At 43.4% G+C, this 8781-nt stretch carries 5 protein-coding genes; all 5 read left to right on the top strand.

Going from position 1 to position 8781, the window contains the following annotated elements; all coding sequences use genetic code 11:
- On the top strand, window positions 1-903 hold a 903-nt coding region (locus EYO21_05340; GenBank protein ID HIB03230.1), incomplete at its 5' end, for a VCBS repeat-containing protein.
- Window positions 904-1110: 207 nt separating this feature from the next.
- Window positions 1111-4572 (top strand): SusC/RagA family TonB-linked outer membrane protein, encoded by a 3462-nt coding sequence (locus tag EYO21_05335; protein ID HIB03229.1) that lies wholly within the window; start codon window positions 1111-1113, stop codon window positions 4570-4572.
- A gap of 41 nt (window positions 4573-4613) precedes the next feature.
- The gene (locus tag EYO21_05330; protein ID HIB03228.1) at window positions 4614-6227 is read left to right on the top strand and encodes a hypothetical protein; all 1614 of its coding nucleotides are present in this window, start codon (window positions 4614-4616) and stop codon (window positions 6225-6227) included.
- A gap of 144 nt (window positions 6228-6371) precedes the next feature.
- Window positions 6372-6800, top strand: coding sequence for a hypothetical protein (locus EYO21_05325; protein HIB03227.1), 429 nt, complete (start codon window positions 6372-6374; stop codon window positions 6798-6800).
- Between the two features lie 188 nt (window positions 6801-6988).
- Window positions 6989-8781: CRTAC1 family protein (locus EYO21_05320; GenBank protein HIB03226.1), on the top strand; the 1793-nt coding region annotated here is incomplete at its 3' end.

Genomic DNA, 8781 nt, shown 5'->3' with positions numbered 1-8781 from the left:
GACGGCCGTCTGGACATTGTGGCAACAAACTGGGGATTGAACACAAAGTATCATGTCAGTGAGGATCATCCACTGGAGCTTTATTATGATGATTTTGACCGTAATGGCACACTGGATATTGTGGAAGGTCACTGGGATGAGGAGATGAAGGCAATGGTCCCTGAAAGAGGACTGTCGTGTCTCACCAGAGGTATCCCTTACATTAAATCCAGGAAGAACACCTATGCTGATTTTGGAGAATCAGATCTGTACGGCATACTGGGTCATCGATTGACTGAGGCCACAAGAATTGAGGCGACAATTCTCCAGCACTCTCTCTTCCTGAACACTGATGGCGGTTTCCAACGGATTGATTTATCTATAGAAGCCCAGTTTTCCCCTGCTTTTGGTGCTGTGGTAGCGGACATGGATGGTGACGGTCACGAGGATGTTTTTCTCTCCCAGAACTTTTTTGCTTACCAGATAGAGACCTCCCGAAGTGATGCCGGCCGGGGTCTCTGGCTTAAAGGTGACGGCACAGGTGTTTTAGCGCCTGTTCCTGGCCAGGAAACGGGTGTTAAAGTCTACGGTGAGCAGCGGGGTGCTGCTGTTGCCGACTTTGACAATGATGGTCGAATCGATCTTGTGGTGAGTCAGAACGGGGCGGAGACAAAACTATATCGCAATGTGGGAGGTGAACCTGGCTTGAAGTTAACTGATGTACAATCGGGACAGGTAAGAGTAAAGTACAAAGATGGTTCTTATGGTCCGCTCAGGGAAATACGGGTGGGGGGAGGATATTGGAGCCAGGACAGAAATACAGTGATCCATTTCAGATCGGGTGCGGAATCTGTGGATGTAAGGGACACGGATGGGAGAATAACCAGCTATCCTGTTCCGGTTCAAACACCTTCCTCCAAATAGATGGAACTTCATAATGATCCCATTAAAAAGTTTTGTAATAAGTGTCTTATGGACATCACTAAGTGAGTTTTTATGAGCACAAAAAAAACTTGCCTCTCTTATCCTGTGCTGTTTAAAATTCGGGCCTTGTATCAGTGGTACTCATGCGAAGAGATTTGAGTATTTCAAAGTAACTAGATTTATCTAATTAAACTGAGGTAGCAATTGATGAAAAAGCTGATAGCTCCAATCCTTCTTTTTTCCGTGGCTTTGTTTGGTCAGCAGGACGCTGTAATCACAGGCCAAGTCACCAATAGTTTGACAGGAGAACCACTTCCTGGTGCTAATGTTATGGTTGAATTAACCATCTATGGCTCCGCAACGGACGTTAATGGTGAATATTCAATCACTGTCCCAGCGAGCTCGGTTCAAGGACAACAGGTCAGTGTCATGGCACGCTTCATAGGTTTCAGAGATTTGTCTTCTGATATGACTCTGAACCCCGGTTCTCAATCCCAGGATTTTTCTATGATCGAAGATGTTTTAGAAATGGATGCTATTATTGTGACAGGTGTAGCTGAAGAAACGCCAAAAACAAAACTTACTTTCAGTGTTGGTCATGTCAGCCAGGCGGCACTGGAAAGTGTACCAACCTTTTCAGCTGAAAGTGCTCTTCGGGGGAAAGTTGCAGGTGTTAAAATTGTACGAGGAAGTGGCGAGCCTGGCCGAGACGCCTCCGTTCTGCTTCGGGCCCCTACAAGTATCAATTCCTCAGGCAGATCTCAAGACCCCCTTTATATAGTTGACGGTGTGCTTGTCGATCCATCTGTTTCTGGGAGTCCCCTTTCTGATATTAATGCTGATGATATTGTTAGTATTGATGTTGTAAAAGGTGCGGCTGGAGCCTCCCTCTATGGCTCCCGTGCAGCTAATGGGGTTGTAAACATTACCACGAACCGTGGAAAAGGATTAGCCCGAGACATAACAAACGTAAAAATTAGAAGTGAGTATGGTTTTAATGAATTGAGGAAAGACTATCCTCTCCGTAAATCTCATTTCTACCGGGTTGCTGAGAGCAGCTACACTGATGCAAACGGTGTCAAAGTGGATTCCGGCGACTTCATTGATCGTGATGGGAATTTTGTTGATCCCCGAGGCAAGGGTCTTCGAATAGGAGACAGGTATACAGGTAACTGGGATGTTGACAATCCTGATGAGCAGGACAAAGCAATGATTTTCTTTGCTGATAAACCTTATAAATACATCTCTACTGGTGATATCCTTCTCGATGCAAATCTCCAACCCATTCTTGAAAATGGTAAGCCAAAAGGGTTGCGTACTCTACCGGGAGGAAAGCTCATTAGCCAGATGGATCAGTTTTTTGATCCCGGCGCTTTTCTAACCAACAGTGCTACTATTTCACGGAACTCTGAATCAACCAATTTCAGTCTCAGTTTCAGTAACAGAGTGGAAGATGGCGTTATTGAAGGTCTCAATGGGTATGGCCGGCAAACGTTTCGTCTTGCCGTGGATCACAAGATTCGACCCAACCTAACAGCCTCAGTAAGTACTTATTACGGCAATGTTGACCGAGATGATATTTACGATGGTGTAGGTGGATCATTTTTCGGTATGGTTTTTACAGGTGGAGATGCTGACCTTCAAGCACGACATGCTCCGGTTGGAACCATCACCTATGACTATAACTCCACAACAGGTTTTCCAGACGGTATTCCACAGGATGTTGGGGGCGAACTCTTCATTAATGCCGACCCAACATCTGAAAGGGACAACCCGGTTTATGAACCGCAGACAGCTGAGATGACAGAGCAGCGAAGCCGTCTGATGGGAGGAACAACTCTCACTTACAGGCCTGTTGATTGGTTCAAGTTAGAGGGTAACCTGAGTTACGACCGCTCAAATAGGGAGCTTAATCGGTTCTTCAGGGTTGGATATCAAGATATGTTCGATACAGACATTGCTAAGGGCCGGTATATTAAGTACCCCCAATATGATGAAGCTTTGAATGGGCACTTTACGGCGACGCTTCAGAGATCACTGTTTAATAACAACCTTACTATTACTACCAAAGTAAGGGCCCTGTTTGAAACATTGGATCGTTTCGGTACTTACGGCCGGGGTACAGGCTTGGCGGTGCGAGGAGTTGTTGACCTTGGTGTGGCCAGCAGCGATATGTTGCAGGTTAACTCCTATACTGAGCAGATTCGTTCTGAGGGATATTTTCTTATCTCTAGTTTCGATCTTAAGGATAGATATCTTGGTGATGTTATGGTTCGAAGGGATGTCAGTTCACTTTTTGGCCCCGACACCAGGGAACAGGACTATTACAGGGTAAGTGGTGCCTGGCGGCTTTCTGAAGAGCCATTCTGGTTCTTGGATGCGGTCCAGGAATTCAAGTTACGTGGCTCTCTCGGTACTGCCGGTGGTCGTCCTAATTTCTATTCACGCTACGAGACGTGGACAGTATCATCAGGTAACGTTTCCAAAGGAACACTAGGCAACAAAGGATTAATGCCTGAATATTCAACAGAAACTGAATTTGGTCTTGACATGGCATTTTTAAACAGGTTTAGTTTGGAGATCACCAAAGCTCATAGTGATGTTGAAAACCAGATTCTCAGTATACCACTGGCCTCCTATTACGGTTATCAAAACCAGTGGCAGAATGCTGGGACTCTTTCAACAGACACTTGGGAGTTTAGCTTGCAGGGGAATCTGGTTCGTACCAGAGACCTCTCTCTAACTTTTGGGTTCCTCTTGGATCAAACAGAACAGATTGTCTCTAAGCTGGGCCGTGCCCCTTACATCTTTGCTCCTGGCGATACTCAAGGCTTGCGAATTTTTAGGATTGAAGAAGGCGTTGAGTTTGGTGCACTGTGGGGTTCTGCCAGCATTACTGACCCCCAGGAGCTCTTAGAGAGGTTAGATGGTGTTGCTGCCAGCGCCTTTCCTCTGAGCGAGTTTGACATCAATGATGAAGGTTATGTTGTCTGGGTCGGTTCTGGGAACACATGGAAAGATGGTATTGCTAAAGAACTTTGGGGAACTTGGGTAGAACTCCAGACAGGTGTTGATGATGATGGCGAACCAGTTATGGAGAAGTTTGAATGGGGCATCCCCATTGACTGGGAAAATGTAGCCACCGGTCAAACATCTCGTAAGATTGGAAGTACTGTACCGGACTTCAACTGGAGTGTCTTCAGCAACTTTGATTATAAAGGCTTTAGCGTTTACTCGCTATTTGATGCCCAGGTGGGTGGAGACCTTTACAGTCAAACAATTGCTTGGGGATACGGCATCGAGCAGAACCAAGGTAAAGCTGACCAGACAGGTAGGCCAGACTACCTCAAAAAACCGACTAAATACTTTCAAAATTCTAACAGAAACCACTTCATATTTGATGCCGGTTACGTCAAACTAAGAGAACTGGCTGTAAAGTATACATTCAAGTCTAAGCAGGCCAACCAACCCTTATTGGGTGTCTTCAGCCAGATTGGACTCGGCGTTATTGGCAGAAACTTACTTACTTGGGATAATTATGATGAAGGCTATGATCCTGAAGTAGGAATTGTTGAAGGTGAAGGCGGATCAGCCGTAGTAGCTAAGATTGATGCGTTTCGGTATCCCAATTACAGAACCTTTACAGGTTTCATAGAAGTAAAATTCTAATAATTCAAGTATTTACTACACTATTAAATGTGGAGGAAAAAATGAAAAAGGACACTTTCAAGTTGGTTAAAAGAATCGGCCTTACAGTAATTGTGTTTGCTGTAAGTGGATGTTTGGATTTTGACGTAGAAAACAAAAATGCTCCTGATGAAGCCAGAGCTCTGGCAACACCGAGTGATGTAGAATCACTGATCAAAGGATCGTTTTTGCAATACTATGATGCAATTGAAAGCGGAACGCCGAATATGACTATGGCTACCATGTCTGATGCTTTTACCTGTTCCTGGGGGAATTATGGTATGGGATTGCTATCATCCGAGCCGAGAGTAGAATATGTCAACAACACCGCACAAGGTTACGCCGGTGCATCCCAGTTCCCCTGGTTCGGCCTTTATGGTGCTATTTCCTCAGCCAGTGACGGTGTTCGCAATGTGGAATCGGGGGCTGTGAGTCTTGGCCCCAACACAAAGCGGGCACTTGCTTTTGGAAAGTTCGTTCAAGGCCTTTCTCTGGGATGGCAGGCGCTCTATTTTGATCAAGGGTTTCTTCTTGATGAAGATATTGATCTTGCAATTGATGTTTTGGAGTTGGCTCCATACACAGAGGTGATGGATTTTGCTATCGCCTGTTTAGCGGAAGCAGCCCAAATTGCTGATGGCAATACGTTTACAATTCCTGGTGATTGGATGAATGGCAAAACCTATTCCAACACGGAGTTGTCTCAGGTGGCCCATTCTCACATTGCAAGGTTTATGGCTGCTGTATCTAGGTCTACAACAGACAGAAAGAACGTTGACTGGGCTTCTGTACTTTCTCATATAGATCAAGGTATTACAGAAGATTTTTCTATTACAGGCAATGGTGGTGGTCGCGGTGACCCGTGGTGGAATTCAGCCCAGTGGTATTCAGCGGAGAATAATACTTGGCAGAGAGCCGACTATATGTTGTTAGGTCCTTCAGATGAATCTACCGGTTTCAGCGACTGGTTGGCAAAAAACATTAACGATCGCTCTGAGTTTCTAATGGAAAGTGGTGATAAAAGGATTTGGGCTGGCACTTATTCTGATGATGGTGATGAAGTCCCAGGACTCCTTTATGAACAACTTGGGCCCACAGTATTTCCGTTGTCTAGAGGCACATATCATGCTTCTCGTTATGGGCTTTACAGATGGGATGAGTACCGCTATGTGACTGGTACAGGCAGTCCGGCCCCAATGTTAATGTTGGTAGAGCATGATTATCTTAGGATGGAAGCGTATCTTCATCAGGGAGGTAAAGAAGCAGATGTTGCGGCCTTGCTTGATAAATACCGTACAGACCGTGGAGGGTATCCTTCAGCAGCTGGTGAATCGGCTGGCACCATTGATGATACTGCCAGTCCGAAAGTTGGTTCAGGTTTATGGGCTATGCTGAAATATGATAAAATGTTGGAGCTTGCATCAAGCTATCCTGGATTAGAATACTTTGAAAAAAGAGGCTGGCATGATCTGTCTGGTTTGACTCTGCTTCATTTTCCAGTCCCCGCTCTGGATCTGGAAACACTTCAGTTAGCTCTTTATTCTCACGGTGGTGGTGTTGGTGATTCAGCACCTCCCAGAGCTATGCCGGGCTATGAGTTTGGTTTGGATAAAGATGATATGAGGCTCAGAAGGTAAGTTAATCACATCAACTTGAATGTAAAGGCCAGTAGATTAAATTCTTACTGGCCTTTATCATTTTAATACCATCAGTTTTGTCTTTTGATCAATAATTATTACCGACCATTTCTGTTTACTCTTTATTCTGTATGCCTTTTATTTTTGAACAATTGTTCTTCTACAATTTTAAACAGTTCTTCAACGGATTTAAATCAATATTCAGCATCACTAGGAGTTTCTTATAGAGCTGAATTTTCTGGGGTTATAAAGGTTGTCATTGAAAATAAACACCAATACGTAATTCTTCGTCATGAGGAAACAGTCAGAGATGTTTATATTGAAACTGACTGGAAAGAGAGGACTCTTTTTCCAGATGAACTGGAAAATAATATTATTGCTGCGAAAACTCGTTTAATCTTCCGTGCCAGGCCTCGACATGCTGGCCAGTATACCATCCACATGTTTGCCGATAATGAAGTCATTATTAAAGGAATGAGAAATTGGCAGCTGGGCCCTTTCTCTCCAATGCTTCAAGCTTCACTAAATGATATTTCTAAGGAACTGCGCTTAGAATATAAAGTTCTCTTTTAACCGTTTTATTTTCATAACATTTAGTTAATTAGGTTCTCGGTTAATTCAGAAAAGAATTTTCCGCAAAAGGTTGCCCAATTATCAGGTTTAAAGTAATAATTGTTATTCTTCTGATTTGCAGCTTTGAAAGTAGCTGCAACGTGGAAAGGCCTGTGTGGAATATTGAACCAGGATATAGATGGACTTTTTTGGTTCTGGTAAAGGGAAAGGGGCCTGGTTTTTCTTTTCTTAATGCAAAAAAGATGGGAATAAATCTTTCAAACCTACTTTCAACTAAATCAATTAAGGATAATCGTCATCGACTTAATGGTTCTGGAGTAACCATGGGTGATATTAATGGTGACGGACTACTTGATATTTATTTTGCCAGACTAGAAGGAGCGAATTCATTATATAAGAATTTGGGAAATTGGAAGTTTAAAGATATTACTTCTTCAGCTGGCGTTGCTTGTGAAAACCAGTTTTCTACTGGTGCAACATTTGCAGACATTGATGGAGATCAGGACATTGACCTTCTAGTGACTTCTCTTGGGGGCCCCCACAAATATTTTGCGAACAATGGACAGGGTCAATTTTATGATATGACGGTTCAAGCGGGTCTTTTACAAAATAAAGGGGCCACAACTATGGCATTAGCCGACATAGACGGGGATGCTGATCTTGATTTGTATGTGGCTAATTATAAAACCTATACGGTAAAAGACCTCTATCTTCCACAAGAAATCAGGCTTGACAAAGTTATTAGTCAAAACGAAAGTGGTTATTACATAAACTCTGAGTTCAAGGAGGATTATTCCCTAAAGATATTGGATAATAGACTATTAATGCGTTTTGAGCATGGTGAGTTAGATAACTTTTACATAAATGAGGGTGAAGGGATTTTTACACCCGTTAGTCTTTTGGGCAAAAGATTTAATCAGCCTGACAGCGAACAGTTTCCTGAATTAAGAGACTGGGGCCTTACAGTAAGGTTTCAAGATATAGATGATGATGGAGATCCTGATATTTATGTCTGTAATGATTTTGAGAGTCCGGACCGGGTCTGGATTAATGATGGTAAGGGGATATTTTTTTCAGAATCAAACTTTTCTATACGGAATTCGAGCTGGGCTACCATGGGAATAGATTTCTCCGATATAAACAGAGATGGCAATATAGATTTTTTCATCCTCGATATGCTAAGCCGCCAGCATAAGAAAAGAATGACTCAAATGTTATATGCTCCTCCAATATCAAGTCCAATCGGCCAAACAAATGACAGACCGCAACATTCTCGAAACTCTCTTTTTTTAAACAGAGGGGATAATACGTTTTCAGAAATTTCTCAATTAAGCGGAGTTGATGCTTCTGATTGGTCTTGGTCTAATCTTTTTTTAGATGTGGATTTAGATGGCTATGAAGATGTAATTATTTCCACAGGTCATTTTTATGATGCGTTAGATGGTGATGCCCTTAACCAACTAAGTAACAGAAATTTTTATGATTTAGAAGATTGGCAAAATAGTCTGTTTGATTATCCCTCTTTGGAACTTCCTAACGTAGCGTTTCGTAATCTGGGTAATTTGCGTTTTGAAGATATGAGTAGTGAGTGGGGATTTTCTTCAGTGGATATCAGTCATGGCATGGCTTTAGGAGACCTGGATAATGATGGTGATTTGGATGTAGTAATGAACAGGTTAAATGATCCAGCGGCCATATACCGCAACGACAGCAGTGCCCCCCGTATTGCTGTAAGATTGAGGGGAGATTCCCCGAACACCCAGGGGATAGGTGCGAAGGTAAAGCTTTTGGGTGGTCCCGTAGACCAGATGAAGGAGATCATCTCCGGGGGCTCCTACCTGTCAGGCTCTGATCCCCTTGTCTCATTCGCTGCCTGGGATGAGCAGAGGGAGTTTACCCTTGAGGTAACGTGGCGTTCCGGTGAGATGAGCAGGATAGAGGGAGTAAAGGGTAACAGGCTGTATGAAGTGTATGAGAGTTC

It is taken from the genome of Candidatus Neomarinimicrobiota bacterium, from assembly GCA_012964825.1.
Classification (GTDB): Bacteria; Fidelibacterota; Marinisomatia; order Marinisomatales; family S15-B10; genus UBA2125.
Note: the sequence above shows the minus strand (reverse complement) of the source record. Positions and strands in the feature narration are given on the sequence as shown.

What these genes read in the sequence shown, in the direction of transcription:
- EYO21_05335 (HIB03229.1), top strand. Translation starts at nt 1,111, where the DNA reads ATGAAAAAGCTGATAGCTCCAATCCTTCTTTTTTCCGTGGCTTTGTTT.
- EYO21_05330 (HIB03228.1), top strand. Translation starts at nt 4,614, where the DNA reads ATGAAAAAGGACACTTTCAAGTTGGTTAAAAGAATCGGCCTTACAGTA.